The organism is Sphingobium agri (genome assembly GCF_023051225.1).
GTDB lineage: Bacteria > Pseudomonadota > Alphaproteobacteria > Sphingomonadales > Sphingomonadaceae > Sphingobium > Sphingobium agri.
On record NZ_JALKHS010000006.1, the window covers coordinates 857,932 to 880,606 of the forward strand.

Annotated in this window: 31 protein-coding genes; 16 read left to right on the forward strand and 15 right to left on the reverse strand. The window is 61.5% G+C overall.

The window, feature by feature from the left end; all coding sequences use genetic code 11:
• Nucleotides 1–194: 194 nt before the first annotated feature.
• The 4 genes from ilvN to miaA form a co-directional block, all read right to left on the reverse strand.
• Nucleotides 195–710 (reverse strand): acetolactate synthase small subunit, encoded by a 516-nt coding sequence (ilvN, locus tag MU848_RS07455; RefSeq protein WP_066523989.1) that lies wholly within the window; start codon nt 708–710, stop codon nt 195–197.
• Nucleotides 710–1,060 carry a hypothetical protein gene (locus MU848_RS07460; protein WP_097091646.1) on the reverse strand — a complete coding sequence of 117 codons (351 nt, stop codon included), beginning with the start codon at nt 1,058–1,060 and terminating at the stop codon, nt 710–712. Before MU848_RS07460 ends, ilvN begins: the two co-directional genes overlap by 1 nt.
• The gene (locus tag MU848_RS07465; protein WP_247231036.1) at nt 1,057–2,805 is read right to left on the reverse strand and encodes an acetolactate synthase 3 large subunit; all 1,749 of its coding nucleotides are present in this window, start codon (nt 2,803–2,805) and stop codon (nt 1,057–1,059) included. The genes MU848_RS07460 and MU848_RS07465 overlap by 4 nt, the downstream gene beginning before the upstream one ends.
• Nucleotides 2,806–2,906: 101 nt before the next feature.
• Nucleotides 2,907–3,851 (reverse strand): tRNA (adenosine(37)-N6)-dimethylallyltransferase MiaA, encoded by a 945-nt coding sequence (gene miaA, locus MU848_RS07470; protein WP_247231037.1) that lies wholly within the window; start codon nt 3,849–3,851, stop codon nt 2,907–2,909.
• On the opposite strand from miaA, the gene serB reads away from it, so the two are divergent.
• Entirely contained in the window at nt 3,850–4,728 is an 879-nt protein-coding gene (serB, locus tag MU848_RS07475; RefSeq protein ID WP_247231038.1) for a phosphoserine phosphatase SerB, read from the forward strand. The genes miaA and serB overlap by 2 nt on opposite strands.
• 27 nt (nt 4,729–4,755) lie before the next feature.
• Here serB and MU848_RS07480 read toward each other — a convergent pair whose 3' ends face one another.
• Nucleotides 4,756–5,517 (reverse strand): MauE/DoxX family redox-associated membrane protein, encoded by a 762-nt coding sequence (locus MU848_RS07480; RefSeq protein WP_247231039.1) that lies wholly within the window; start codon nt 5,515–5,517, stop codon nt 4,756–4,758.
• Between the two features lie 71 nt (nt 5,518–5,588).
• Here MU848_RS07480 and MU848_RS07485 point away from each other — a divergent pair, with 71 nt between their 5' ends.
• Complete coding sequence (locus MU848_RS07485) at nt 5,589–5,993, forward strand: MerR family transcriptional regulator (RefSeq protein ID WP_247231040.1); 405 nt, start codon at nt 5,589–5,591, stop codon at nt 5,991–5,993.
• Here MU848_RS07485 and ruvX read toward each other — a convergent pair.
• Both ruvX and MU848_RS07495 read right to left on the reverse strand, forming a co-directional pair.
• Entirely contained in the window at nt 5,990–6,454 is a 465-nt protein-coding gene (ruvX, locus tag MU848_RS07490) for a Holliday junction resolvase RuvX (protein WP_097092785.1), read from the reverse strand. The two genes, MU848_RS07485 and ruvX, sit on opposite strands and share 4 nt — an antisense overlap.
• A 5-nt stretch (nt 6,455–6,459) precedes the next feature.
• Nucleotides 6,460–7,578: a DUF3089 domain-containing protein gene (locus MU848_RS07495; protein ID WP_247231041.1), complete on the reverse strand. Its 1,119-nt coding sequence runs from the start codon at nt 7,576–7,578 to the stop codon at nt 6,460–6,462.
• Nucleotides 7,579–7,704: 126 nt separating this feature from the next.
• Between MU848_RS07495 and gatC the strand changes: the two genes are divergently transcribed.
• The 8 genes from gatC to MU848_RS07535 all read left to right on the forward strand — a co-directional run bounded on the left by gatC (nt 7,705) and on the right by MU848_RS07535 (nt 15,482).
• Complete coding sequence (gene gatC / locus MU848_RS07500) at nt 7,705–7,992, forward strand: Asp-tRNA(Asn)/Glu-tRNA(Gln) amidotransferase subunit GatC (protein WP_201514091.1); 288 nt, start codon at nt 7,705–7,707, stop codon at nt 7,990–7,992.
• A complete protein-coding gene (gatA, locus tag MU848_RS07505; RefSeq protein WP_247231042.1) occupies nt 7,992–9,476 on the forward strand; it encodes an Asp-tRNA(Asn)/Glu-tRNA(Gln) amidotransferase subunit GatA in 1,485 nt (494 codons plus the stop codon). Before gatC ends, gatA begins: the two co-directional genes overlap by 1 nt.
• A 123-nt stretch (nt 9,477–9,599) precedes the next feature.
• A complete protein-coding gene (gene gatB / locus MU848_RS07510) occupies nt 9,600–11,102 on the forward strand; it encodes an Asp-tRNA(Asn)/Glu-tRNA(Gln) amidotransferase subunit GatB (RefSeq protein WP_247231043.1) in 1,503 nt (500 codons plus the stop codon).
• 73 nt (nt 11,103–11,175) lie between these two features.
• Nucleotides 11,176–12,048 (forward strand): hypothetical protein, encoded by an 873-nt coding sequence (locus tag MU848_RS07515; RefSeq protein ID WP_247231044.1) that lies wholly within the window; start codon nt 11,176–11,178, stop codon nt 12,046–12,048.
• 75 nt (nt 12,049–12,123) lie between these two features.
• Nucleotides 12,124–13,323, forward strand: a complete 1,200-nt coding sequence (locus MU848_RS07520; RefSeq protein WP_247231045.1) for a serine hydrolase domain-containing protein — start codon at nt 12,124–12,126, stop codon at nt 13,321–13,323.
• Between the two features lie 103 nt (nt 13,324–13,426).
• Entirely contained in the window at nt 13,427–14,140 is a 714-nt protein-coding gene (locus MU848_RS07525) for a TetR/AcrR family transcriptional regulator (RefSeq protein WP_247231046.1), read from the forward strand.
• 158 nt (nt 14,141–14,298) lie between these two features.
• Nucleotides 14,299–14,964, forward strand: coding sequence for an NADPH-dependent F420 reductase (npdG, locus tag MU848_RS07530; RefSeq protein WP_247231047.1), 666 nt, complete (start codon nt 14,299–14,301; stop codon nt 14,962–14,964).
• A 263-nt stretch (nt 14,965–15,227) separates the two neighbouring features.
• Complete coding sequence (locus tag MU848_RS07535; RefSeq protein ID WP_247231048.1) at nt 15,228–15,482, forward strand: hypothetical protein; 255 nt, start codon at nt 15,228–15,230, stop codon at nt 15,480–15,482.
• Here MU848_RS07535 and MU848_RS07540 read toward each other — a convergent pair.
• The gene (locus MU848_RS07540) at nt 15,479–15,883 is read right to left on the reverse strand and encodes a hypothetical protein (protein WP_247231049.1); all 405 of its coding nucleotides are present in this window, start codon (nt 15,881–15,883) and stop codon (nt 15,479–15,481) included. The genes MU848_RS07535 and MU848_RS07540 overlap by 4 nt on opposite strands.
• Nucleotides 15,884–16,495: 612 nt before the next feature.
• Here MU848_RS07540 and MU848_RS07545 point away from each other — a divergent pair.
• Entirely contained in the window at nt 16,496–17,500 is a 1,005-nt protein-coding gene (locus MU848_RS07545; RefSeq protein ID WP_247231050.1) for an ATP-dependent DNA ligase, read from the forward strand.
• Nucleotides 17,501–17,523: 23 nt separating this feature from the next.
• Here MU848_RS07545 and MU848_RS18995 read toward each other — a convergent pair whose 3' ends face one another.
• The gene (locus tag MU848_RS18995; RefSeq protein WP_281494316.1) at nt 17,524–17,655 is read right to left on the reverse strand and encodes a hypothetical protein; all 132 of its coding nucleotides are present in this window, start codon (nt 17,653–17,655) and stop codon (nt 17,524–17,526) included.
• Between the two features lie 440 nt (nt 17,656–18,095).
• Here MU848_RS18995 and MU848_RS19000 point away from each other — a divergent pair, with 440 nt between their 5' ends.
• Both MU848_RS19000 and MU848_RS07550 read left to right on the forward strand, forming a co-directional pair.
• A complete protein-coding gene (locus MU848_RS19000; RefSeq protein ID WP_281494317.1) occupies nt 18,096–18,221 on the forward strand; it encodes a hypothetical protein in 126 nt (41 codons plus the stop codon).
• Complete coding sequence (locus MU848_RS07550; protein WP_247231051.1) at nt 18,218–18,403, forward strand: hypothetical protein; 186 nt, start codon at nt 18,218–18,220, stop codon at nt 18,401–18,403. The genes MU848_RS19000 and MU848_RS07550 overlap by 4 nt, the downstream gene beginning before the upstream one ends.
• A gap of 159 nt (nt 18,404–18,562) precedes the next feature.
• Here MU848_RS07550 and MU848_RS07555 read toward each other — a convergent pair whose 3' ends face one another.
• A complete protein-coding gene (locus MU848_RS07555; protein WP_247231052.1) occupies nt 18,563–19,222 on the reverse strand; it encodes an SOS response-associated peptidase family protein in 660 nt (219 codons plus the stop codon).
• Between the two features lie 95 nt (nt 19,223–19,317).
• On the opposite strand from MU848_RS07555, the gene MU848_RS07560 reads away from it, so the two are divergent.
• Genes MU848_RS07560 through MU848_RS07570 form a run of 3 tightly spaced genes read left to right on the forward strand, consistent with a single transcriptional unit; the run spans nt 19,318 to nt 20,182 of the window.
• Nucleotides 19,318–19,605: a hypothetical protein gene (locus MU848_RS07560; protein WP_247231053.1), complete on the forward strand. Its 288-nt coding sequence runs from the start codon at nt 19,318–19,320 to the stop codon at nt 19,603–19,605.
• Between the two features lie 12 nt (nt 19,606–19,617).
• Nucleotides 19,618–19,812, forward strand: coding sequence for a hypothetical protein (locus MU848_RS07565; protein WP_247231054.1), 195 nt, complete (start codon nt 19,618–19,620; stop codon nt 19,810–19,812).
• Nucleotides 19,813–19,852: 40 nt separating this feature from the next.
• Nucleotides 19,853–20,182, forward strand: coding sequence for a hypothetical protein (locus MU848_RS07570; protein WP_247231055.1), 330 nt, complete (start codon nt 19,853–19,855; stop codon nt 20,180–20,182).
• On the opposite strand, the gene MU848_RS07575 is transcribed toward MU848_RS07570, so the two are convergent.
• From MU848_RS07575 to MU848_RS07595, 5 genes are all read right to left on the reverse strand, one after another.
• Complete coding sequence (locus MU848_RS07575; RefSeq protein WP_247231056.1) at nt 20,163–20,708, reverse strand: hypothetical protein; 546 nt, start codon at nt 20,706–20,708, stop codon at nt 20,163–20,165. The genes MU848_RS07570 and MU848_RS07575 overlap by 20 nt on opposite strands.
• The gene (locus MU848_RS07580; RefSeq protein WP_247231057.1) at nt 20,705–21,220 is read right to left on the reverse strand and encodes a TIGR02594 family protein; all 516 of its coding nucleotides are present in this window, start codon (nt 21,218–21,220) and stop codon (nt 20,705–20,707) included. Before MU848_RS07580 ends, MU848_RS07575 begins: the two co-directional genes overlap by 4 nt.
• A gap of 69 nt (nt 21,221–21,289) precedes the next feature.
• A complete protein-coding gene (locus MU848_RS07585; protein ID WP_247231058.1) occupies nt 21,290–21,670 on the reverse strand; it encodes a hypothetical protein in 381 nt (126 codons plus the stop codon).
• Between the two features lie 26 nt (nt 21,671–21,696).
• Complete coding sequence (locus MU848_RS07590) at nt 21,697–22,251, reverse strand: hypothetical protein (protein ID WP_247231059.1); 555 nt, start codon at nt 22,249–22,251, stop codon at nt 21,697–21,699.
• 19 nt (nt 22,252–22,270) lie between these two features.
• Nucleotides 22,271–22,669 (reverse strand): hypothetical protein, encoded by a 399-nt coding sequence (locus MU848_RS07595; RefSeq protein WP_247231060.1) that lies wholly within the window; start codon nt 22,667–22,669, stop codon nt 22,271–22,273.
• Nucleotides 22,670–22,675 lie beyond the last annotated feature (6 nt).

Consider the following 22,675-nt stretch of genomic DNA (forward strand, 5'->3'; position numbering starts at 1 on the left):
CAATACCGTCGCCACTTTTCCTCTCTCCGGCACGGGGAGAGGATACGAAATCTTGGCTCGGCGCAGCCGGGCCTAGATGGAGTTGGAGAGGGGGCTTTGCTCCCGTGAGGGCGCTGGCCCCTCTCCCGCTGCGACTAGGCGGCCAGCCGCCAAGTGTCGCTGCCCTCTCCCTTGCAGGGGAGAGGGAAATTCTATCAGTTCGGCTCTTTGCCGCGGATCAGGCCGACTACGCCGGTGCGGCCGACTTCAACAAGGCCGATCTGGCGCATCAGGCCGACGAAATTGTCGATCTTGTCGGTCGTGCCCGTGATCTCGAAGATGAAGCTTTCGATCGTCGTGTCCACCACCTTGGCGCGGAAGACATCGGCGAGGCGCAGCGCTTCGATCCGATCCTCACCGGTGCCCGAAACCTTGACCAGCGCCAGTTCGCGCTCGACGAAGGGGCCGTTGGCGGTAAGGTCCGTCACCTTGTGAACCGGCACCAGCCGGTCGAGCTGCGCGATGATCTGGTCGATCACCTTGGGCGGGCCATTGGTGACGATCGTGATGCGGCTGATCGCATGATCGGGCGTGATGTCCGCCACGGTCAGGCTGTCGATATTATAGCCGCGCGCGGTGAACAGGCCGGCAATGCGCGCGAGGATGCCCGCTTCGTTGGTGACCGTCAGCGACAGGACGTGCCGTTCGCTATATTCTTCCTGAATGTGCATCAGATGCTCGTTCCGTTATCCGGTTCTTCTTTGCGCTCGTGGCGCTGGGAGATCATTCCCGTGAAGGCATAGTGCCAGCTGCCGTCATCCCGATGGGCGAGGCGGACGGGGAAGCCCGCGATCGCGTCGAACATGCGGGTCAGATGTTCGCCGACATAGCGAGGGCTGACCAGCAGGCGGCCGATATGGCGTTCGTGAAAATCGAAGCCCTCGTCCAGATGCACTTCCCACGCTTCATTTTCCGGGTCAGCGTGATCCACGGTCCAGCCTTTCAGCTCGGCCGTGCCGCTGATCCGTTCAAAGTCGAAGGGTTCGCTCACATGGATGCGGAGCTTCAGATGCTGCGTCACACCAGCGCCTTTGCCTCGTCCGACATGATGCCCGCGATCTGGTTGGGATCGAGCAGCATGTCGGTATGCGCCGCGCCCGACGGGATCATCGGGAAGCAGTTGGAAAGCTTCGCCACGCGGCAATCCACGATCACCGGGCCGGGCGTGTCGATCATCTGACGCATGCCCGCCGCCAGTTCCTGCGGCCCCTCGATGCGGATGCCGGTCCAGCCATAGGCTTCCGCCAGCTTCACAAAGTCGGGCAGGCTGTCCGAATAGCTGTTGGAATAGCGGCTTTCATAGGTCAGTTCCTGCCACTGGCGCACCATGCCCATATATTCATTGTTGAGGATGAGCACCTTGACCGGCAGCCGGTATTGCGTCGCGGTGCCCATTTCCTGGATGTTCATCTGGATCGAGGCATCGCCCGCCACGCAGACCACCAGGCTGTCGGGATTGCCAACCTGCGCGCCGATGGCGGCCGGGAAGCCGTAACCCATGGTGCCAAGGCCGCCAGAGGTCAGCCACTTGTTGGGCGCTTCAAAGCCGAAATGCTGGGCCGCCCACATCTGGTGCTGGCCGACTTCGGTTGTGATGATGACGTCCTTGGCCGACGTGGAAGCGCGGTAGAGTTCGGCGATCGCCTCCTGCGGCATGATCTCTTCGCGGCTTTCGGGATAGGCCAGGCTGTTGCGGGCGCGCCAGCCTTCGATCCGGGCCCACCATTCGGAAAGGTCCGCCGCCTTGTGGCCATGCGTCTTCCAGCCGGTGATCATGTCCGTCAGCGCATTGCCTACATCCGCGACGATGGGCAGATCGACCTCGACCGTCTTGTTGATCGAGCTGCGGTCGATGTCGATGTGGATTTTCTTGCTGTTCGGCGCGAAGGCGTCGAGGCGGCCCGTCACGCGATCGTCGAAACGTGCCCCGACGCAGACGATCAGGTCCGCCTTGTTCATCGCCCAATTGGCTTCATAGGTGCCGTGCATGCCCAGCATGCCCAACCATTGGGGCGAGGAAGCAGGGAAAGCGCCCAAGCCCATGAGGGTCGAGGTAACGGGCGCGCCGGTCAGTTCCGCCAGTTCACGAAGCAGGGCGGACGCTTTGGTGCCGGAGTTGATGACGCCGCCGCCGGTGTAGAAGATCGGGCGCTCGGCCTTTGCCAGCATCTCGACAGCTTGTGCGATCGCCGAAGGATCAGCCTGCGTCTGCGGCTTGTAGCTCGCATGTTCGAAACCCAGCGGCTTGGCATAGGGCGCGGTCGCGATCTGGACGTTCTTGGGGATGTCCACGACGACAGGGCCGGGTCGACCGGTGGTGGCGATATGGAACGCCTCATGGACGACGCTCGCCAGCTTGGCCGGGTCCTTGACCAGATAATTGTGCTTGGAACAATGGCGCGTGATGCCGACCGTGTCCGCTTCCTGGAACGCGTCGGTGCCGATCAATTGCGTCGGCACCTGCCCGGTGATGACGATCATCGGGATGGAGTCCATCAGCGCGTCTGTGATGCCGGTGACGGCATTGGTCGCGCCGGGGCCGGAGGTGACAAGCACGACGCCTGGCTTGCCGGTGGAACGGGCGTAACCTTCCGCCATATGGGTCGCGCCCTGTTCATGGCGAACAAGGACGTGGCGGATCTTGGGATGGTCAAAAAGTGCGTCATAAATAGGCAGCACCGCGCCGCCCGGATAACCGAACACGACTTCGACCCCCAGGTCGATCAGGCACTCAACCAAAATGTCCGCGCCGCTCTTTTCGGCCACGATGAAATCCTTCCACTGGATGCAGGTTGCGCCCTCTGCCCTGCAAGAGGAGCATTGGCAAGGTGGGTGCCTCTATTCGACATAAAATGGCAAGTCAATACCTATATGAGCAACTTTATTACAAGTTCTTCGGCTATTTGGTCATCAATCTTCCGCTGTTCGATCGCCCAAGCCGGCGGAGGTTGGCGAGAAAACCAGGTATATTGGCGTTTGGCGTACTGGCGAGTGGCGATACGCCCCTTCTCCAGCATGGTCTCGCGGTCCATCTCGCCCTGCAACCAGCCCCTGATCTCAGGAACTCCGATGGCGCGCATCACCGGCAGGTCGGCGGGCAGGTCGCGGGCAAGCAGGGCCTCGACTTCCTGCACCGCGCCCATATGCACCATCTGCTCGAACCTGCGGTCGCAGCGCGCGATCAGCCAGTCGCGTGGGGGGAGCAAGATAAGGGGGGCAAGATCAATGCGCTCCCCAATTCCTCCTCTCTTGTGCTGCTGCCAGAAGCCAAGCGGTTTCCCCGTCGAACGCACCACTTCCAGTGCGCGCGCAACCCTTGTGCTGTCGGCCGGTGCCAGCCGTGCGGCAGCCGCCGGATCTTCGATCGTCAGCGCGGCGTGAGCATCGGCGACGGCCATGGAGCGAACGAAGGAGCGAATGTCCGGATCGATCTCCGGGACCGGCGCAATCCCGTCGAGCAACGTGCGCAGATAAAGCCCGGTGCCCCCCACAAGGATCGGCAGGCGCCCACCCGCATGTGCTTTTTCGATTTCGGTGCTGGCTTCAGCCGCCCAGCGGGCTGCGGTGCACGCTTCCGCTCCGTCGATATGGCCAAAAAGGCGATGCGGCACACCCCCCATGTCTTCGGCGCTTGGCCTCGCAGACAGGATGTGCAGATCGGCGTAGACCTGGCTAGCGTCGGCATTGATGACGATCCCATTGGCGGATTGAGCCAGCCGAACCGCCAGCGCGCTCTTGCCGCTGGCGGTGGGTCCGGCAATAAGCGCGACGCGCGGGCGGGATTCGCCCTTCGATGTTTCAGGAGTGTCCATGTTCGTCGCGACCTTAGTGGCAAGTGCTGCCTTGAGTCAGGAGGATATTGCGGAAGCCGTCGCCCGGCTCGCCACGGCGGGTTGCGCGCCGGTGGATAGCAAGTGGCTGGACGAGGACAAGGCTGCCGACGTCTTCTTCGGCAGCGATCCCGTGGCCGCGCGCGCGGTCTTGACCGGAATTGGCGACAAGGTGGACGTGATCGTTCAGCCTGCCGAAGGGCGTGAGAAGAAGCTGCTGATCGCCGACATGGATTCCACCATGATCACTGTGGAATGTATTGACGAGCTCGCAGACTATGCCGGGATCAAGCCGCAGATCGCCGAAATCACCGAACGTGCGATGCGGGGCGAACTGGACTTTGCGGGCGCGTTGCATGAGCGCGTCGCGCTTCTGAAGGGGCTGGCGGATGAGGCGATCGATCGATGTCGCGCGGAGCGGGTCAAGATCATGCCCGGCGCGCGCGCCCTTGTCCGCACCATGAAGGCGAGGGGGGCTCAAACCCTGCTGGTTTCTGGCGGCTTCACCCGCTTCACGGGTCCCGTTGCCGAGGAAATCGGCTTTGATCACGCGGTAGCCAATGTTCTCGAGATCGCCGACGGCGCCTTGGCCGGAACAGTGACGTTGCCGATCGTCGACGCTTCCCGGAAGCTGCAGGAACTGGAGGCGGCGATAGCAGCAGGCATCGACCGGACGCTGACGCTCGCGGTCGGTGATGGTGCTAACGACATACCGATGATCCAGGGGGCAGGACTGGGCGTCGCCTATCATGCCAAGCCCAAGACCCGCGAGGCGGCGCATGCCGAAATCGTCCATGGGGACCTGTCCGTGCTGCTCTATGCCCAGGGCATTGCGTCAGCCCATTGGGTGGAAGCCTGACCATCCGCGCGCCGCTTGCCGCCAGCCTCAAAGGCGCGCCAGCATCCACAACGCCATCGACACCATCATCAGATTTTCGGTGAGCGACACGAAACCCAATGGGACATTGCTGCTGCCGCCGACGCAGGCGCATTTCAATTCGCGCTTGTCGATATAGACGGCCTTGAAAACCGATGCCGTGCCGATGCCGCCGATGAACAGCGCTACCGATATCGAAAGCCAATGGAACAGACCGGTCAACATCAGCACGCCCGCACCCAGTTCCAGGAAGGGATAGGCCTTGCCATATGGCACATAGCGGCGGGCCAGCAGGTCGTAGTTCAGGAACATGGTCGCGAACCGGTCGACATCCTGAAGCTTCAGCATGGCGAGAAGCATCATGGTGATTGCGATGAAGCTCTCCACCGTCATGACGCTGACCAGCGGCATCGCGGTTAACCAACTTACCGCGAGCGCCAGCAAGGCGCCCACAGCAAAGACGGCGATCACGGGCACATAGCTGGTATCTGACGGGTTGGCGACTTTCATGCCGAAAAAGCGCCGGAGGTCGTCATGGCCGCCAATCCGCTTGCCTTCGATGAAGATCTGGGGCGTCGTCTTGACGTCATGCTCGCGTTTGAAGGCGTCGGTCTGCTCCCGGCTCGTGAGCCAGTGATCCTCCACCTCATATCCCTTGTGCCGCAGCAGCCAACGCGCCTTCAGGCCGTAGGGACAGGTGTGGCCCGGCATCACCATGCGATAGAGGACTGCTTTTCGGGGGTGGGTGGCCGTGGCGGCATTGGGGCTCATGACATCTCTTTCACTTGGAGAGTTTTACTCTCCACCCCATATGGGTTCCGTACCATGGTCCGGAGTCAAGCATGTCGATGACGATTTCTGGTCTGGCGCGCGCAGGCGGCGTTGGCGTCGAGACGGTGCGCTTTTACCAACGGCGCGGTTTGCTGGAGATGCCGGAGCGCGGCGCGCGCGGTCCGACGTCCGGCATAAGGCGCTATGAAGATGAGGATGTGCGCCGATTGAAGTTCATCAGGTCAGCGCAGGCGGCAGGCTTCACATTGGAGCAGATCGGCGAGCTTTTGCAGCTGGATGCGGGGCAGGACCGAAAGCGCGCGAGGGAACTGGCGGCCGAGAGGCTGGCGGCGCTTGACCGCAAGATAGCCGAACTTCAAGCGGCACGAGACTCGCTCCGCAGGCTGTCGAGCGCATGCAACGCCTCTGACCATGGGCCATGCCCGATCATCTCCGCGTTTGACGGACCCGGTTAAAAGCCCGCCATCAATCCATCGATCGCGCCTTGCAGGATGTAGCTTGCAGCCAGCTTGTCGACCAGTTCGCCCCGCCGCGCCCGGCTTGCATCTGCCTCCAGCAGCGTCCGCGTGACGGCCTGGGTCGACCATCGCTCGTCCCACAGCAGTATCGGCAGCCTCAAGTCGGCGATGTTGCGCGCAAAGGCGCGGCTGGCCTGACTGCGCGGGCTTTCGCTGCCGTCGAGGTTGAGGGGAAGGCCGATGACGACACCCTTCACCTGCTGCTGGTCGATGAACGCAGCCAGCGCTATCTTGTCCTTGCTGAATTTGCCGCGCGAAACGGTGTGTGCCGGACTGGCGATCGACCAGCCAGCGTCGCAAAGCGCGAGGCCGATCGTCTTCGTGCCGACATCCATGCCGAGCAATCGCCCGCCTTGGGGCAGGGCCTCACGAAATGCCGCGCGATCGGTGGTAAGCAGCACACTCACGACTTTGCGAAATTCGCCAGGCGGCGGCGGGCGTCTTCGCGCACGTCGCCCCAGAAAAGGCTATAGTCGTAGACATGGTAATTATTGCCCGGAAGGGTGAAAGGCCCCATGTCGATCGGCTCACCGATCATCAATATGCCCCTGCTCTCGCACCGCGCCGGTACGACGCCCTTGAGCAAGCGGGCTGGCTTTCCTTCTTCTCGGCTGTCTAGCGTTCCCTGATTGGCGCTGGCCGGGGCAGCCCCGTTGAAGGTGCCTGTTATCGGATTGGTGCAGAGCATATGGGTGTCCTTGCGCGGCCTTCCATTGAACCCCGCCTTGCCCTCGAAACTCTCGATCATCGGCGAAGGATCAGCGGGCTCCGCATAGCTTTGCCAGCTGAGGATGCAGCGCGCCTGATCGCTCCGCGCACATGCGGGCAGGCCGAGGGCGGGCAAGTCAGCCTCCACAGAGACGGGCCAGCCCACTGCGTAGACCGCAGCGACACGGGAAGCCACCGGCTTGCCTGCCACTTGGTCATGGAGCAGCTGGAGCAAATGGCGCGAACCCTGGCTATGCCCTGCGAGAATGATCGGACCAGCCGGATTTGCCTTCAGGAAAGCGGCAAAAGCTTGGGAAACGTCTCTGTACGCGGCGGCCAAAGCCTGCTCACCTGCGGGCTTGCCGGTGAGGAATGCGCCGTAATTCGCCTGCCGGTAGCGCGGCACCCAGACATTGCCGACCGCATTGAAGGCGCTCGCCTGCCCTTGCACGAACCGGCGGGCGGTCGCCAAAGCATCCTTGTCGTCCAGCCGCATGTTCCAGTGCGCGCTGCTAAAAGCAGTGATGTAGGACGTGGGGTGAATGAAAAAGACCGCCGCCTTTTGCGGCATCGGTTCATCCTTTTGCCCGGCCGGTTTCCACAACGCGGGATTGTCATGCCGGATATCCGGGCGGGATATCCACATTTTCGCATCCTCATAGGCGTTCGCCGGGAGCGGAGCGATGGGAGTGAAGGCCTCGCGCGGCACCATCACCGCGCGGATCAGTTCCATGCCCCAGATGCGATAGACCAGCAGCGCCGCGAGAACCAGCACGATCAGGCTGGCGACGACATAGAGGAACTTGCGGGCCAATGCTTTGCTCTCCTTCGGCCGGCAGGGCTCCATAGGCTGCGTCGGGCGGCGCCTGTCTGGCGCAGCCGATCCTCACGCGCAAGTGCGGACTTGAAGCGGACGTGAGCGGGTGGTAGCGGCGGCGCCATGTCAATAGACCTTCAGACCGTAAAGAAGATCGCCAGCCTGTCGCGCATTTCGGTGACTGACGCCGAAGCCGAAGCCATGGTGCCTGAACTCAACAACATCCTCGGCTGGGTGGAGCAATTGGGCGAGGTGGACGTGACCGGCGTGGAGCCGATGACTGCCGTTATCCCCAACAAGCTGCGCCTGCGGGACGATGCCGTTACCGATGGCGATGTTCGTGACAGGGTGCTGGCGAACGCGCCACAGGCTGAACATGGCTTTTTCGCGGTGCCGAAGGTGATTGAATAATGAGCAATCTCACTGATCTTACAGTGGCCGAAATCCGGGACGGCTTCCGCGCTGGCGACTTTTCGGCGCGTGAAGTGGCCGACGCGTTCAACGCCAATGTCGCGGCGGCTAGAGCGCTGAATGCCTTCATCGTCGAGACCCCGGAAAAGGCGCTGGAAGCAGCCGATGTGGCCGACAAGGCTAAAGCGGCGGGCGAGGCGCTGAAGCCGCTGTCAGGCGTACCGATCGGCATGAAGGACCTGTTCTGCACCGAAGGCGTGCAGACGACGGCCGCGAGCCACATGCTGGAAGGCTTCAAGCCGACCTATGAGTCCACCGTTTCGAAGAAGCTGTGGGATGCGGGCGCGGGCATGCTGGGCAAGCTCAACCTTGACCAGTTCGCGATGGGATCGTCCAACGAAACCAGCTATTTCGGCAATGTGATCTCGCCCTGGCGGCGCGGCGGCGGCGACAATGCCGCGCTGGCGCCAGGTGGCTCTTCGGGCGGCTCGTCTTCCGCCGTCGCGGCCCGGCTTTCCCCCGCGGCGACGGGCACCGATACGGGCGGCTCGATCCGTCAGCCTGCCGCCTTCACCGGCATCAGCGGCATCAAGCCGACCTATGGCCGCTGCTCTCGCTGGGGCATCGTGGCATTCGCAAGCTCGCTCGATCAGGCCGGGCCGATGGCGCGGACGGTGCGCGACAATGCGATCCTGCTCGAAACGATGGCGGGCTTCGATCCTAAGGATTCGACCTCGCTCGATCTGGCCGTGCCGCAGTGGGAGGCTAATCTTTCGAGCGATCTCAAGGGCAAGAAGGTCGGCATCCCCAAGGAATATCGCCCCGATGGCCTGAATGAAGAGATCGCGGCGCTTTGGGATCGCGGCATCGAATGGCTGAAGGACGCGGGCGCCGAGATAGTGGAAGTGTCGCTGCCGCATAGCAAATATGCGCTGCCGACTTACTATATCATCGCGCCTGCCGAGGCTTCCTCCAACCTCGCCCGCTATGACGGCGTGCGTTATGGCCAGCGCGACCTGCCCGATGGCGCGGGGCTGCAGGACATGTATGCGGCCACTCGCGCTGCCGGGTTCGGTCCAGAGGTTAAGCGCCGCATCATGATCGGCACCTATGTGCTGTCGGCGGGCTTCTACGATGCCTATTACACGCAGGCGCAGAAGGTTCGGGCGCTGATCGCGCGCGACTTCGAGCAGGCTTTTGAAAAGTGCGATCTGCTGCTGACGCCGACCGCACCGAGCGCCTCCTTCGCCTTGGGTGAGAAGCAGGCTGATCCGCTGGCCATGTATCTGAACGACGTCTTCACCGTGCCGGCTTCTTTGGCCGGGCTGCCAGCCATGGCAGTGCCGGGCGGGCTGGACGCGCAAGGCTTGCCGCTCGGTCTCCAGATCATCGGCAAGGCACTGGACGAGCAGACGGTGCTGAACGCAGGCCTGGCTATCGAAGAGCGCGCGGGCTTCACGGCTCGGCCGGAGAAGTGGTGGTAAGCTCATGTCGTCGTCATCCCAGCGCAAGCTGGGATCTCAGGCGGCGTGGCACGACAGTTGGAAAGATCCCAGCCTCCGCTGGGACGACGACATGAAAAATTCGCTGGGATGGCGGTGTAGAAAATGACTGAATCAACCTATCGCATTCAGGGCGCAACCGGCGAGTGGGAGGTCGTGATCGGCCTCGAAGTCCATGCGCAGGTGACGAGCCAGGCGAAGCTCTTTTCCGGCGCGGCGACCGCTTTCGGTGCGGAGCCGAATACGCAGGTAAGCCTGGTCGACGCGGCGATGCCAGGCATGCTCCCCGTACCCAATCGGGAGTGCATCCGTCAGGCGGTACGCACCGGCATGGCCATCGATGCAAAGATCAACAAATGGTCGCGCTTCGACCGCAAGAACTATTTCTACGCCGACTTGCCGCAGGGCTATCAGATCAGCCAGCTTTACCACCCGCTGGTAGGTGAGGGGCAGATCGAGATCACGCTGGACGAGAAGAACCCTGACAGCAGCACGAAGACGATCGGCATCGAACGCATCCATGTCGAGCAGGATGCGGGCAAGTTGATGCATGATCAGCATCCGACCCGCTCCTATGTCGACCTCAACCGCTCTGGCGTGGCGCTGATGGAGATCGTGTCGAAACCCGACATGCGCTCGCCTGCCGAGGCTGGAGCCTATCTGTCGAAGCTGCGGACGATCCTGCGCTATGTCGGGTCTTGTGATGGCAATATGGATCAGGGTTCGATGCGTGCGGACGTCAATGTCTCCGTACGCAAGCCGGGGCATGAATTCGGCACCCGTACCGAGACGAAGAATGTGAACTCGGTCCGCTTCGTCATGGCGGTGGTTGAGCATGAGGCCAATCGTCAGGTCGATGTGCTGGAGGCTGGTGGCAAGGTGGTGCAGGAAACCCGCCTCTACGATCCGGACAAGAATGAAACGCGGTCCATGCGGTCGAAGGAAGACGCGCATGACTATCGCTATTTCCCGGACCCCGACTTGCTGCCGCTTGAGCTGGACGACGCCTTCCTGGAGGAATGCCGCCAGTCGCTGCCCGAACTGCCCGACGCGAAGCGCCGCCGCTATGAGGAGCAACTGGGCCTTTCCGCCTATAATGCCGCAACCCTGACCGCTGACGCCGACACGGCGCGCTGGTTCGAAGCACTGCTCGCCGAAGGCGCGCGCATCCAGAAGAAGAGCGAGGGCGAAGTCGCCAAGGCCTCCGCCAACTGGCTGCTGTCGGAGCTTTATGGTGCGCTCAATCGTCTGGGCAAGAACCTCGAAGATAGCCCCGTCGGCCCGGAAGAGGGCGCGGAGCTGCTCGCCCTCGTCGCCGACGGTACGATCAGCGGAACAATCGCCAAGCAGGTGTTCGAAATCATGCTCGAAACCGGCGAGCGTGCGCCCCGGATCGTCGAGGAAAAGGGCCTGAAGCAGACCAGCGACACCGGCGCGATCGAAGCAGCGGTCGCCAAGGTGCTGGCTGATAATGGTGACAAGGTCGAGCAGTACAGGGCGGGCAAGGAAGCGCTGTTCGGCTTCTTCGTCGGACAGACGATGAAGGCCATGCAGGGCAAGGCAAATCCTCAGGTCGTCAATGAACTGGTCCGCAAGGCGCTTGCCTAAAGCGGTGCCCGCTGTCTAAACCTCTTGCTGGTAGGTGAAAGCGGGGGCGCTTTCCCTCCACAGGGGGTGACATATGAAGACTGGCGGCTTCCTCGCGGGATTGGTGCTGCTCGCCGCTGGCGCGCCGTCGGCCGTTCGGGCGGAAACATTGACCAATGACATGGTCGTGTCCCTTGTCCAGGCGGGGTTGGGTGATGATGCCGTGATCGCGAAGATCAAGGCATCGGCTGCCCATTACGCCTTATCTACGGACGATCTGATCACATTGAAAAAGCGTGGCGTGTCCGGTCCGGTCATCGCGGCGATGATCGACGCAGGCTCGCAAGGCGCGGTATCTTCCAAGGCGGCATTCTCGGCGGACTCACCCGATCCCCTGGTGCCGCATCCGTCCGGCGTTTACCTGGCGAATGATGCCCGCATGGTGCGGATCGATCCGACCACCTCGAATCAGAGCAAGACCGGCGGTATATTGGGCTACGCCTTCACCGGCGGTATCGCTTCTCTCAGCATCAAGGCAGTCATTCCGAACATTACGGCGCGGGTCCGCACGGGCCGAGCGCGGCCGACCTTCTATTTCTATTTCGATGAGGCGACCCGCGGTCTGTCTCAGGCCGGTGGCGCGTCACTATGGCTATCGGGCCCTGCCAGCGCCATCACCTCTCCCAATGAATTCAGCCTCATCCGCTTCGATGTGAAGAAGGATCGGCGCGAGACACGTGTTGGCAGCATGAACCTGGCCGGAGCAAAGGCAGGGGTGATGGACAAGGACCGCATCCCGTTCGACTATGAACAAGTGACGCCGGGCGTGTTCAAGGTAACGCCGTCGGCCGATCTTCCCACGGGCGAATATGGCTTCATCTATTCGGTCAGCGCGGGTGCTGGCCCTGGCATGTGGGGTAACGGCACGGGCTCTGCGCGCATTTTCGACTTCGCCATCCATCCCTGACGAACAGGGTTCCCGCCATTGTCCTGGGCCTGTAGCTGCTTTAGCGGCAGGAGGGGGCAGGACATTGGAGGCGGAATGCAGGCGACGACGCAGATTGACGCGGCGGCAGCAAAAGCGGCGGGCATGGACCCCAGCCGATTGGAACAGCTCGCCAACTCGCTGCACCTTCAATATGTGACCACGGGCAAGCTGCCGCACTTGCGCCTGCTTGTGTCGCGTGAAGAACGGGTTTTGCTGTCCCACATCAGCGGCATCGCCCGCGCCAGTGGAGAACCCCTCCGTCCCGACTCGCTGTTCCGCATCGCATCGATGACGAAGCCCATCACTTCGGTCGCCTTCATGATGTTGGTGGAGCAGGGATTGGTCGCGCTCGACGATCCGGTAACGAACATCCTCCCCGAATTTGAAAATCTCTCCGTCGGCTTGGGTCGGGAGGCGCTGAAGCAGCCGATGCGCATGATCGATCTGCTGCGTCATACCTCGGGGCTTACCTATGGCCTCCAACGGCAGACGGCGATCGATGCGGAATATCGCCGGCTTAGCCTGGACGAATTTCAGCAGAAGCGCAGTTCCGCAGACTTCGTCGCCGCCCTCTCGCAGCTGCCACTGGAATTTTCTCCGGGTGAACGCTGGAATTATTCGGTGGCAACGGACGTCTTGGGCGTGATCGTCGAAAGGTTGAGCAGTCTCGACCTCGCCAGTTTCTTCGATCGACACATCTTCCAGCCGCTAGGGATGAGCGACACATTCTTCGAGTTGCCCGAAGACAAGGTGGATCGGATGACCGACGCCTGGCAGTTGGGACCAGATGAGCGGTTATCGCTCTATGATAGAGGCGCTCGAAGCGGATGGCGGCGAAATCTGAGGTTCCGATCCGGCGGCGGAGGTCTGATCTCGACCGCGCATGATTATCACCGGTTTGCACGCATGCTTTTGCGCGGTGGTGAATTGGACGGAGTCCGCTTGCTAAAGGCTGAGACGGTCGCTGCCATGCACGCCAATCATCTTCCGGGCGCAGGCGATCTCGCTCAACACTCTTCTTCCATGTTCAGCGAGGCGGACTATGCCGGAATAGGTTTCGGGCTTGGCTTCGCCACTGATCTCACCACCGGAGAATATTTCTGGGGCGGGGTGTTCTCGACCTTCTTCTTCATCGATCCGCGCGAGAAGATCATCGGATTGCTCATGACGCAGCATTTGCCTTCCAACGTCTATCCAATCCGCCGACAGTTGCGTGACGCAGTGCGGGGGGCGATCGTCACTCCTTTCGGCTGATCAAAATCTCAAAATCAACTTTAGCCCCAGTTTGAAATTTGCACTCGCATGCATTGCGGCTAAGGTGCAGAACCGACAAGCTGTTGAGCGGCAAGGAGAGCCGATGTTGAATGATGTAGGCGACCGGCCACAAATTTATTCGAGCCCAGCCATCATCGAACGACGCAAGCGGATCTTGGCGGAGACGCGAAAGCTGATCGCTGAGCAGGGCATTACGGCCTTCAGCATGAATGAGATCGGCCACCGCGCCGGGGTCGCCAAACGGACCCTCTACAATGCTTTTCAGACCCGTGAACGGATGATCGCGGCGGCCATCCAGGAATATTTCGACGAATATGTCAGCAAGCTCTCCTACATCAGCCCGCCCGGCACGATGGAACATAATATTGAGCGCATGATCTCCATCCTTCAGCGTAACCGGAAACTGCGGAATTACGTCAAGGCCGTCATGTCGCTCTATTTCAGCTCCGACGTCGATCCGGAAATTTGGAGCGCCATCCATGCGCCTGCCGTCCACCATAATCGCCGGTGGATCGAGCTTCTCGCGGCGAAAAAGCAGCTCCAGCCATGGGTCGATGTCGATCAGCTGGTCGATGATCTGGTGCGGTTCGAGTTCGCGACGATCAACGAATGGGCCCAAGCCCGCATCGCCGATGATGAGGTGACGGCCCGGCTCGTCAGCAGCTATCTGGGCTGCGTCGCCGGTGCCCTGAAAGGCAATGCGCGCAAGGAAGTGGAGACGTTGCTCAAGGCGATTGCCGAGCGCGGCGCTCAGGCCATACCCGTGCCTCATGCGGACAAGGCTATGGCGGCGTAAGCGCTTGACCGACCTGCCTTTCGCAGCGCGCCTAGCCCTAACCAGGCTTTTCTCTGCACCTTCTCCACGCTACGGCAACTCCAAACGGACCGCAGGCGAGCGCCGGCGAAGATCACAAGATGCATCCCCGCATCGTCATGAACAGGAGAGTATAGCTGATGCAGAATGAGCAACTGGCGACCATCGCCGTCCTCGGCGGAACCGGCAAGGAAGGTGGCGGGCTCGCGCTCCGCTGGGCGCATAAGGGGCACAAGGTCGTTATCGGCAGCCGCACGGTCGAACGTGCCAGGGAATCCGCCGCGCAAATGAACGAGCTGCTCGGGGGCAACAGCGTGACAGGCGCAGCCAACGCCGAAGCCGCTGCACAGGGTGAGATCATCGTCCTCGCCGTACCCTACGCCGCGCAGCAGTCCACCGTGCAGGAGGTCGCTGGCGCGCTTGAAGGCAAGATCCTGATCGACGTGACCGTGCCCCTCGTGCCGCCAAAGGTCAGCCGGGTCCAGCTTCCCAATGGTGGATCAGCTGTGGAAGCGGTGCAGAAGATGCTGGGCGAGGGCGTTCGCGTCGTATCTGCCTTCCAGAATATCAGTGCTCATCACCTGACCAAGCTGGACGAAGATGTCGAATGCGACGTCCTGGTTTGCGCCGACGACACGGACGCTGCCGATCAGGTGGTGGCATTGGCGCAGGAAATCGGCCTGCGCGCCTGGAACGCTGGCCCGCTTTGCAATTCGGTGGTCGCGGAGGGGCTTACCTCCGTCCTCATCGCACTCAATCGCAAATATAAGGTGCCGGGCTCGGGCATACGCATCACGGGCGTCTGAAACAGCGGATATGCGCGGTTCACTGCTTTCCACCGACCCATGCAGCATTCAGCTGCCGGTGGAAGGTGGTGAGCCCTGCTGGATTCGAACCAGCGACCTACTGATTAAAAGTCAGTAGAAAACCGTTATTTTTCAACGATTGTTTCGACATGTTACACGGTTTGTTCCCTGACGCTATACTGCGGCGTTGCGGAGATTGTCGAAATGGCGGCTCTCGCAGGATATGAACCGCCGACCCACTGATCTTTTGAGGAAAGCGCATCATGTCAAGTCCTCTGGAACGTGCCGCCCGCGCCCTTTGCGAACTAGCTGGGAACCCGCCTGGCGCGACCATGGACGGTAAGCCATTGTGGCAGGACTATCTGCCGGAGGTGCGCGCAGTCCTTAGCGCGATACGGGAGCCGAGCGAGAGCATGGAACGCGCTGGCTGGACGGCGGATTTGCCGTTCACACCATCGATCAAGGTCGGGACAATATGGCAATCCATGATCGACGCCATGCTGAAGGAAGGGGCTTAGCCAGCCGCCCGCGCCGGGAAGATATCGCAGAACTCATCGGCTGGCGGCTGGGGAGGGGGATCGCGCCTAGGCTTGGGTTTCGGCTGAGGCAGGGTGGGCGCTCGGCCGTCGAAATTGATTCGGGCCACTGCGCCGAATGTGTCAGGACGCTGGAAGATCGCCCGAGCCACAGCGACTAGGCCGGCTGTCTGCTCCGCCTGCTGCGGGACCAGGTAACCAATCTGGATGCCGCGCGGCGAATAGACGCCAACCATGCGGCACCCTCCGCGCCGGCCAGCCTCGCGCCTGATCTGGAGCACGTCACCCGGGTTGCACTTCGCGATCTCAGCCCGGCGATTGGATGCCCGTGCTGTCGGGAGGTCAGCGCCGATCACGGCGAGGGCAGATTGTTGCGAGAACATGTGGGGAACATAGAGTCGGCGTACTCTCTGTGCAACACCGTTCGAGACTGTGAGCAGATCCAACTGGGGCACGCTCAGTATGTGGCGAAGTGGGGCGATGGAGGCCTTCTGGCGAAGGGCTTCGCTGAAAGATGTCTGACCAGCACCGGTTTAGTCGGCCCCGAACGCTGCAAGAGCGCCGGGGCCGTGAACACGCCAGCTGTCGGGCTAACGCCTTGAGCCGCGCTCTAGCAGGTTATCGCTCATCCCGAAGTGCGCAAAATGGCTATCTCGCGCTCAGATGGCAGCCGATCATCGTCAGAGCAACTGAGCGCACGTTTCTCGAGCAAGCTCACGGTGCATTCTGGCGGATCGGCGATGAAATGGTCCTGTGATCCATCCGGCAAAAAGAACCGCGTCGGCATGTTCCTCATAGGATCGGCGATTGTGATAGGCGGTTCGTGTTTCAGGGCGCATGGTAAGCCTCATTAGCGGCGACAGCGGCTATCTGTCAGCCAGCGGAGCGATACGGCAGCATACCACTTTGTACCTGCAGAGTCTCAGCTCCGCCGCAATCATTCTTAATCCACTCCAAATCGTTTCATCTTGCAACGAAACCGTATGCCAAGAGTCATGAGTCCGCAGGTTCGCCTGCAGTGCGACCCAAACTTGCCCTGCCTTCCTTTCAGTGAGGTGGGGCTTTTTGAGCGGTGTGGAACTCGACTCGATCAACAGGAGTCGCCGACTCCCATGCTGGAGCAATCTATCCCTCGAATTGGGTTCGTCCCTACCATGCAGCCGACCTTGGTTGACGCTGCCCCCGAAGGTGATGATTGGATCCACGAGATCAAATATGATGGGTACCGCACCGAGCTGCTGCTGAATGGCGCGGACAGCCGAGCATTCACCCGCAATGGCCACGACTGGAGTGATAAATACCGGCTGATCCTAGATCGGGCTCAGGCGCTGCCCGGTCGAGTCGCGCTGCTCGATGGCGAGATCATCGTGCAGAGCGAGGCTGGCCGTTCCGACTTTCACGCGGTTCGCAGCGCCATCACGTCTGCGCCTGAGCGCCTTGTCTTCTACGCCTTCGATCTGCTGATGGTGGACGGCATGGACATCCGCCGCGAACCACTGCTTGTCCGGCGCGAGCGGCTGCGCAAAATCATCGGCGAGCACGACCCTACGTTCCCGATCCAGTTCAGTGATCACATCGTTGGGCACGGCCCCGAGTTCTTCCATCATGCCGAAGCGCTGGGGCTGGAGGGCATCGTTTCGAAGCAGGCCGACAGCCGGTATCGCAGCGGATACGTCACTTCATGGTTGAAGGTGAAGGCGTTCACCGAGGATCATTTCGTCATCGTGGGTACGGAGCAGGGTGTCGGGCCCACCACGGCCCTCTGCGCGCGCGAGACTCCGCACGGACTGGAATATGTTGGCGGCGCCATGCTGACCCTCACCGCGAAGGAGCGAGAGCGTTTCTGGGGCATGGCCGAGCAGCTGCACCGGGACAGCCCCCCGCTCAAAACAGAAAAGCGCAAAGCTGCTCAGTGGATGGAGCCCAAGCTGCAGGCCCGCGTGCGCCATCTCCGAGGCGAGGAAAAGCTTCGCCATGCAACTGTGCTGGAGCTGCTATGATTAACGGCCTTTCACGCGAGGCGCTAAACGCCATTCCGTGCACGGCACCCGATCTTGAGAACGAGGCCCAGCACTTCATCCTCTGCCCTGAATGCGGGCAGGCAATCGATTGTCGAAGGCTGGGCGATGTGCTGTACCACGATGAGCCGGGGCATGAGCCGATACCGGTTCATTAATTTACACTTCGTACGTGGGCGGCTCGCGGGTGCTGGACCGAGACAAGCTTCGTTTGCGACCCAAACCTCAACCCGGCCCAGCGAGGCTGCAATACCCTGCTCCCCAGTTCCGCGCTAATTATCGATAGTATTATCTGTGATCGCTATTTTGATCGGAGCGGCAGTTGCACCCCGACCAAAAAGCCCCGTCCTTTCGGAACGGGGCCAGTTAGGGTCGCAATGCAGGAAACCTGCCGGGGAATAGAGCCATTGGTGACAGGGCAATTCCATATGCCCAAAGATATAGGGACGCCTGATAGTCACCAACCTACTTTACCAGTTCAGAATAACATTCGGTTTTAGCGATATTATCTTCCGGTCGTGCGGGCGGAACATCGCGACCGACCCGGTTGTTCGCTCATTTCACATAGGAGGCGGACATGCCCAAAGAACCAGCGAACGACGACCAGAAGCAGAAGCCGCAGGACGAGCAGCAGAAAAGCGATCTGGAGAGGGCCCAAAAAGACGCCGCTGAAAAAAGAGAAGACGAAGGTGGATATCAATGATCGCGGAGTTCACCCTCAACGACGGAAATCCGATCAGCATAAACATGGAGCAGGTGGATTATTTCCAGCCTTGCGATGATGGCACGCTGGTCGTCTTTTCTGACGGGCAGAAGGTGGAGCTGCAGGAAAGTTATGACGCCGTCTCTGAGGTGATGAATCCGGAACGACAGGCGGGCTGCTAGATGCTGTACCGGCCAGAAGATGACGAGCGAAGACGGTCGAGGAATGCGAAGCGCTTCCTTTGGATTATCGTTGCTGCTGTTGCTGCGGTCCTGGCGATGGTCGGTTACACCACTCTGACGTCACCTGATCCCGAGGCGCAAGCCGACCGAGCATCGCCTTCAAATTAGCAGATCAGTTGGTGCTGATGGCGAGGCGCGGCGCTGGAACCAAGGCGTAGTGGTATGCTCTACGCGAAGCCGATCGGCGGGGTACGGCCGGTCAAACCGGTATAGCTCCTCAAGCGGCGCGGTGAGCCAAAAATCCCAATCCTCTGGATCGATGATCACGGGCGAGCGATCGTGGATGTCGATCAGGTCCGGGGCGTTGTCCGTCATCACGCCGGTGAAGACGCTGCCCCACTCATCGCTGTTTGCCCAAAGCCCGGCCCAGGCGAAGATGGGCTGGTCCTTCACAGATAGCCAGGTCTCGGTCATGCAGCCGGGTTCGCCGCACGCCTCACAGTATCGGGCCGTCGGAATGAGGCAGCGGTTCTCAGGCTTCTCGGCGGCCCACTTCCAGAAATAAGTATGCAGCTTGTCGAAGCGGGCGTTGTTCACCGGCTTGGGCTTCAGCGGCTTGCCGGTCTTCTTGCTCTTCTGGATGAGCGGAAAGCCCCAGGTCATCTGCTCCAACACCCGCTCTCCATTCTCGACGCGGATCACGGTGCCCGGCTGCGCCGGATGGATCTGGAGAGGGCCTTCATTGAACCGCGCGCCACGCTTGGCCTTGAAAAGGTTCAGCACCTTCTGCGTGTCGCCGCGTTCAGCTCGATTGCACATGACCAGAAGGTGAGAAGCGGCGAGCCGAGAGTCAACCGGACTCCCGTTTGTTCTCATTTCGTTCTACAATCGGGCATCGAATCGGAGGACGGAAAATGCAGCAGGAACGGCAACCCCAATCCATCGGCTCATCGCATCCGGACGTGGATCTGGAGTTTGGCGACGGTAAATGGTTCGTGGCCGTGCGGCGGGCTGAGCCTCAATCCCACTCGACCCATGAGCGGCAAGGTGAGGGGTTTTTCTCGCACGTCGACGCTGCCCGCGCGGCGGTCGACCTCGCGATATCGCGCGGGCTGACCGTTCCTACCGAGGCCGAGATGATTGAGGCAGCGGAAGAGTTTCGCAGCTTCGTTGATGGCGAAGACCGCGCCTTTGTCATGTGAGGGCGCAAGCCGATGGACCAGATTGAGATCGCGCGGCGCGGCCGAGACCCTGTCCTGCGCGAATATAATGCCATGATGAAGCAGATCGAACGCGGAGATCCGATGCACCCTCGAGAAGTTCAGGACATGATCAATGACCTGGTCTCAGAGGGGTACAACACCCAAGCTGCCGCGCTCGCTCGGGCGAACGTGAATTGGGATCAGTGAGCGCCGAATTTGGGTGCCAGCATGCAGAGTGGAGGGATGAGTGTCCCGCTATTTCGATGGTCTGAAGGTTCCCACCTGTCTGTTTGAAGCGGCAGCCTGGCGCTATGCCGTCAAGGTGGGGTGCGGCTGCGGTCATTTCGCTGCGTTCCAGCCGCACGGTATCTGGTGGCATTTTCACCGCAAGGGCTGGCCTGACGATTTCAGAAGTGCTCGATCGAGGATGTGGTGCCGCGTCTGCCGACAATACACTGGGAAAAAGGTGAGACCGCGAAGGCTGGATGCGATCAGGCCGTACACGGGCAGGCTGATCGATCTGCCGATGCCCGACGAACGCGAATGGAAGCGGGTCGTCAATCGCTTCCGGGGGTGATTGGCACCGGCTCCACCTTCACCGCCGCCTGCTCTTGGGCCCATCTGCGGAGCGCGACCAAGTTCCACGCCTGCCGCTCGGCTATCCGGAGCTTGGCAAGAAGTCCGTCACAATCTGTCCCTGCATAAGCTCGGCAGGTGGCGTCGCTGGCGATGGACATTGGAGCTGCGTCGGAACTGCGGAGATCGGTGCGGGCGGCAAGTTGCGCGCGCACGCGCTCATGGCGAGCATCAACATCGGCAAGGCGATCCTGATAGTCATTGACGGTCCTTTCGGTAATTGCGGCCTGGTCGGCCTTCACGCGGGCGACATTGGCCTGTGCTTGCCGCTGGGCTTCGGCGGAGGCGGCCCGATAGTTGGCGACGGTCTGCTTATGGGCACGTTCTTCAGCCGTAGCCCGATCTCGCCATTGATCGCGATCGGCGGTGCGGGAGTTCAACACCAGGAACAGGATGGAGTTGGCCGCAAGCAGCACGACGATGGGGATGGCCCACCAGTAGCGGCGGAGGAGTGCCGTCTGGGTCATGCCTCGTTCCCCGACACTGGCACGCCAGAGGCGCTGAGATAGACCGGGCGGCCAAGCACCGGCACGCCACGAGGCCAGCGGCGGGCGATGCAGCGGCCCTTTGCCAGCCGCATGATGCTGACCTTATCGCCCTGATTGCCGCCAAGCACATGGTAGTGAGTGGCATCCTCTCCGACGTAGAAGGCAACGTGCCCGCCGCCCTCGCGATCGAAGACGAGGATTGCACCAGGAGCGAGCACACTGGCGCCGAGGTTCGCTCCCCAAGTCGCCCAAGCCTTCGCCCGCACTGCTACCTTCATATTCGACAGGTCGATGCCCGCCGCCTTCAGGCAATGGGCGACAAACAGACCGCACCAAGGAACGCTGTCTGCATTGTAGGCGATGCCCAGCACCTTCAGGCCAAGCAGTTTTGCCCAACCAAGGATTGTGCCGTTGTTGGCTGCCCCGGCCGCCTCACGCGTGCCGAGTAGCCGCCGCGCGGCAAGCAACCACGCAGGTTCGGTCGAACCCATATCATTCTCCCATGAAAAAGGGCGCCCGAAAGCGCCCTGTCGATCGTCAATCCCTAGAAATGGGGATGGTCAGCGCTGAGCCGGTGGGCCCTTATCCCCGCCGCCGATCAGCGTTTCACCAAAGGCCTGCATCGCTGCCTTGATGCGCGCGGCCACAAAGCCTTTGGCCATGCCAATGATGCCGGTTCCGATCGCGGCTATGCCCATGCCGGTGATGCCTGCGGCCAGCATGTCTAGTTGATGCGCCTGCACCCACAGGACCGAAATCAGGACGCAGAGCGCCATGATGGACAGGTCAAGCGCCAGCTGCGCTTTCCCTTTTGATTGAAGGCCGATGACGACCCGGGTGATGATGACCGCACAAATGCAGACCACCATGGGCCCAGCAGGAAAGGGATAGCCCGCGATCCACCAGACGACGGGCTGCTGCGAGAAAAGTGTGCCGGTCACGGCTGCCGAAGCCCCCCATATCAGTCTCACCGGAGACATACTGCTGCCAGAGCGGCGATGAAGCTCAGCCCTATGATTGCCGTTGCCCGCGCAAGTGCTGGCCACCGCGACCACATGTCCACTGGCAGCGGGGCCTTGCGCAGCTGATGCTCAATTCCCGGCTCACCAAGGATAGCGAGACCCATCCACAGGAAGCCGCATCCTACCCCGATCGGATCAAGCCAGCGCTTCGCCATCAGCACGCGGGCGGTCGTGGAAGGATCATCCGGATTCCAGCCCCAAAGCTCCATCGCAGCGGCACCGCAGCGGATGGTCAGACCGAACGCTGCCAGAAGGGTAATCGTGCGAAAGAGCGTCACCGGATCCAGCGGGTGATCATGGAAGCGCTGGCCCCAAATGCGGCTTGCCTGCTTGCCCACCATCATCGCGCCAAGAAACGTCGCTGCCGTCATGATGAACAGGTTGAAGAGGAACAGCGACGGGTCTTCGTTGAAGCTGGGCGGGGCGGTCGTACCCGGTCCAGAGCGGACTGCCTCGGCGGCGGCGCTGGTCGCGGCCGACATGATGATGGTGCTGATCATCGCTGTTCCCCTCGCGGCCTCAGCCTTCGGCATCCGCCACCACTGGCGCCCCCTTGGGCGCGGGGTCGCTCTCCGCGTCAGGCCAGGTCAGGCCAGCCGGGGGCTCTTCGCCGGTCTCGCGCCGCATGGCCATCGCCATCCGCCCGCCGCGATTATCTTCGGCCAGGCCGTGCCAGCCGTTGAGCGTGGCAAAGGACACCAGTGCTGCGCAAAGAAGCTTTCCATCATCGGACAAAAGGCTGGCGTTGGCATAGAGGGTCTCTCCAACTTCCACGATCCGATCGACCGGCGAAGGCCGCCCGCTGGACTCGATCAGAGCGTCGCGCAGGTCGGACGGCAGCGCTGCGCCTTCGGTGATCAGGAAATGACTGACAGCCGCCAGGGCTGCCTGGATGCTGTCGAGCACCGGCATAGGCATTGGATA

Coding starts and splice junctions, on each gene's coding strand:
- MU848_RS07595 (WP_247231060.1), bottom strand. CDS start 22,669: ATGCCTATGCCGGTGCTCGACAGCATCCAGGCAGCCCTGGCGGCTGTC.
- MU848_RS07555 (WP_247231052.1), bottom strand. CDS start 19,222: ATGTGCAATCGAGCTGAACGCGGCGACACGCAGAAGGTGCTGAACCTT.
- MU848_RS07520 (WP_247231045.1), top strand. CDS start 12,124: ATGCAGGCGACGACGCAGATTGACGCGGCGGCAGCAAAAGCGGCGGGC.
- gatC (WP_201514091.1), top strand. CDS start 7,705: ATGTCAATAGACCTTCAGACCGTAAAGAAGATCGCCAGCCTGTCGCGC.
- MU848_RS19000 (WP_281494317.1), top strand. CDS start 18,096: ATGCCCAAAGAACCAGCGAACGACGACCAGAAGCAGAAGCCGCAGGAC.
- MU848_RS07580 (WP_247231057.1), bottom strand. CDS start 21,220: ATGGGTTCGACCGAACCTGCGTGGTTGCTTGCCGCGCGGCGGCTACTC.
- MU848_RS18995 (WP_281494316.1), bottom strand. CDS start 17,655: ATGCCCCGGCTCATCGTGGTACAGCACATCGCCCAGCCTTCGACAATC.
- MU848_RS07485 (WP_247231040.1), top strand. CDS start 5,589: ATGTCGATGACGATTTCTGGTCTGGCGCGCGCAGGCGGCGTTGGCGTC.
- MU848_RS07590 (WP_247231059.1), bottom strand. CDS start 22,251: ATGATCAGCACCATCATCATGTCGGCCGCGACCAGCGCCGCCGCCGAG.
- MU848_RS07545 (WP_247231050.1), top strand. CDS start 16,496: ATGAGTCCGCAGGTTCGCCTGCAGTGCGACCCAAACTTGCCCTGCCTT.
- MU848_RS07540 (WP_247231049.1), bottom strand. CDS start 15,883: ATGTTCTCGCAACAATCTGCCCTCGCCGTGATCGGCGCTGACCTCCCG.
- MU848_RS07565 (WP_247231054.1), top strand. CDS start 19,618: ATGGACCAGATTGAGATCGCGCGGCGCGGCCGAGACCCTGTCCTGCGC.
- miaA (WP_247231037.1), bottom strand. CDS start 3,851: ATGGACACTCCTGAAACATCGAAGGGCGAATCCCGCCCGCGCGTCGCG.
- MU848_RS07535 (WP_247231048.1), top strand. CDS start 15,228: ATGTCAAGTCCTCTGGAACGTGCCGCCCGCGCCCTTTGCGAACTAGCT.
- MU848_RS07575 (WP_247231056.1), bottom strand. CDS start 20,708: ATGACCCAGACGGCACTCCTCCGCCGCTACTGGTGGGCCATCCCCATC.
- serB (WP_247231038.1), top strand. CDS start 3,850: ATGTTCGTCGCGACCTTAGTGGCAAGTGCTGCCTTGAGTCAGGAGGAT.
- MU848_RS07550 (WP_247231051.1), top strand. CDS start 18,218: ATGATCGCGGAGTTCACCCTCAACGACGGAAATCCGATCAGCATAAAC.
- MU848_RS07525 (WP_247231046.1), top strand. CDS start 13,427: ATGTTGAATGATGTAGGCGACCGGCCACAAATTTATTCGAGCCCAGCC.
- MU848_RS07560 (WP_247231053.1), top strand. CDS start 19,318: ATGCAGCAGGAACGGCAACCCCAATCCATCGGCTCATCGCATCCGGAC.
- gatB (WP_247231043.1), top strand. CDS start 9,600: ATGACTGAATCAACCTATCGCATTCAGGGCGCAACCGGCGAGTGGGAG.
- ilvN (WP_066523989.1), bottom strand. CDS start 710: ATGCACATTCAGGAAGAATATAGCGAACGGCACGTCCTGTCGCTGACG.
- npdG (WP_247231047.1), top strand. CDS start 14,299: ATGCAGAATGAGCAACTGGCGACCATCGCCGTCCTCGGCGGAACCGGC.
- MU848_RS07480 (WP_247231039.1), bottom strand. CDS start 5,517: ATGAGCCCCAATGCCGCCACGGCCACCCACCCCCGAAAAGCAGTCCTC.
- gatA (WP_247231042.1), top strand. CDS start 7,992: ATGAGCAATCTCACTGATCTTACAGTGGCCGAAATCCGGGACGGCTTC.
- MU848_RS07515 (WP_247231044.1), top strand. CDS start 11,176: ATGAAGACTGGCGGCTTCCTCGCGGGATTGGTGCTGCTCGCCGCTGGC.